This window comes from Clostridium sp. AF22-10, assembly GCF_003478725.1.
GTDB classification, from domain to species: Bacteria; Bacillota; Clostridia; order Lachnospirales; family Lachnospiraceae; genus Otoolea; species Otoolea fessa.
Genome location: NZ_QUFZ01000061.1, coordinates 1 through 2278 on the forward strand (window position 1 = coordinate 1; position 2278 = coordinate 2278).

The 2278-nt window shown below is 31.3% G+C and carries 3 protein-coding genes; all 3 read left to right on the plus strand.

Annotation, left to right across the window (positions count from 1 at the left end; translation table 11 throughout):
- The coding region (locus tag DWX91_RS16885) for a hypothetical protein (RefSeq protein ID WP_182435126.1) at positions 1-478 on the plus strand (478 nt) is incomplete at its 5' end.
- Positions 479-550: 72 nt separating this feature from the next.
- Positions 551-1663 carry a DUF262 domain-containing protein gene (locus DWX91_RS16180; RefSeq protein WP_207663644.1) on the plus strand — a complete coding sequence of 371 codons (1113 nt, stop codon included), beginning with the start codon at positions 551-553 and terminating at the stop codon, positions 1661-1663.
- A partial coding sequence (locus DWX91_RS16185) for an MAE_28990/MAE_18760 family HEPN-like nuclease (RefSeq protein WP_147354439.1) occupies positions 1632-2278 on the plus strand: 647 nt, incomplete at its 3' end. The genes DWX91_RS16180 and DWX91_RS16185, both read left to right, overlap by 32 nt.

Here is a 2278-nt window from a genome sequence, read left to right on the forward strand (position 1 = left end):
TTTAAAACGTAATATAGCATTATCGGACAATGAAAAAATTCATATTTCTGAATACACAATTGCAAAAGTGATACAATGCTTAAAAGCTTTTACAAGTAATAATAACCTTACAAAAGACGAAATTAAAAATTTTATATCCATTATTGTAAATAATGAAAAAGTGAGGACGTCATTTCAATATGCAAAATATATCGAACCAGAGTACGAGTGGTTACGGGAGAGTTATAAGTTTTGCGATGTGAATTTGATTTATGAAAAAATATTTTCTGAGTTTGATGGATGCTTGAATGATATTGACAAGGAACAAGTGAAAAATCCGGGGATAATTAACAGAACTTTGATTTTTGTACTAGATGAAATGATGAAAATTTATTCGACAAGAAAATTAGAAATGGTGAGAAATAGTTTGGTGGATTTTGGGATAAAGGCAACAGTTAATAAAAGTATAAAATATCATAATAAAAGGAATCAAGGATGAATAAAAAAGTAGAAAAATTAATTATAGGCACAAAAAATCAGTTATCAGTGGAGAGGGGGAGAGTGAACGTTTATGAAGGATAGCAGAAACATTTCTGGTGAGGCATTTATGAATATGCTGGAGAAAGAGATAGATGATCAGCAGAGAAATGTTGCATTTGATATAAAAGAATATACGATTGAGATCATCGTTCAAAAGTATCTGAATGGTTTGGAAAAAGATGAGAATGAGTTTTTTGTGCCGGAATATCAGCGTGAGTTTGTATGGGATGAAAACAGGCAATCTCGTTTTATAGAGTCTTTGATGATAGGATTGCCAATTCCGTATATATTTTTGGCCGAGACTTCGGAGGGGCGTTATGAAATTGTTGATGGATCGCAGAGAATTCGAACGTTGGCAGCATATATCAATGATAATTTAAAAATCAGAGGGCTTGAAAAAGTACCGGATTTGAATAATTTAAAGTTTACAGACTTAAGTATATCCCGTCAGAGAAAATTTAAAAATATTTCTTTAAAAATGATTGTCTTATCAGAACGCACAACGGATGAAACGAAAAATGATATTTTCGAACGGATTAACCGGGGCAGTGATTTGTTGAAAGATATGGAATATCGAAAAGGAATTTATACTGGAAAATTTAACGACTTCATTTGTCAATTAGCTGCGGATGAAAGATTTAAAAAATTGACACCAATTGCAAAATGGTTGGAAAAACGCCAGGAAGGGGAAGAACTTTTGCTGCGTTTCTTTGCCTTTTCCGAATGGTATCCAAAGTATAGTGATTCAAAAGGAATATCGAAACAATTAGACGAGTATATGCGAGATAAAAATGCTTCTTTTGATGATACAATGAAAAAAGAAATGCAGCATCGATTTGAAATTACCATGGACTTTGTAGAAAAATATTATCCCTATGGTTTTGCAAAAAATGAGAAAGCACGGCAGGTGGCAAGACCATATTTTGAGGCATTGTCAGTTGGTGCATATCTGGCATTAAAAGATAAAGAAAATTTGTCTGTTTCAAAGGAAAAAGCAAAATTATTGCTGACAGATGATAAATTTATTACTTCTGTTTCCGGAAGATATCAAACACATAGAGCAAAAACAATTCGAACGAGAATTGATTATATAAAAGAAGGATTGTTAAAATATGGGGAAGCAGTTGATTGCCGCAAGGAATGATTTAGAAAGTCGTTTCAATGATATGGATTTAATGATACGAATCCTAGAACTGGATGAGAATAAAAAGATTGAAAATCAGCTTCTTTTGAAATCATCGTTACTTTTGATGGTGTACAATGCGATTGAGGGAACGATGAGTAATTTGCTGACAGAATTATTTGATAGTGTTTGCGAAAAAAAGCTTCCGGTTGATAAATTACCGGAAGCTTTTCAAAATTTAATTTATAAATATCATCTAAAACGTATTGGTTCTAAAGAGAATGAATTAAAGAAATTATATGAGAGTGAAAAAGAAAAAATATGCGAAATTAGTTATCTGGAGTTGAGCAGATATTTGAAATTGTTTTCAGGTAATTTAGATGCAAGAGAGATTCGAAAAATTTCTGAAAATATAGGAATACAGATTGTAAATAAAGAATCAGACAAATTTCTTTTGATAGTAAAAAATAAGAGAAATAGTTTGGCGCATGGAGAGAAAACATTTGTAAATGCGAGCCAAGATATTACGTTAGATGAGATAAAGAAAAATATAAACTCGAGCCAAGATATTACGTTAGATGAGATAAAGAAAAATATAAACTCGGTTAAAAATTATATGGAATATATAATAGAAGA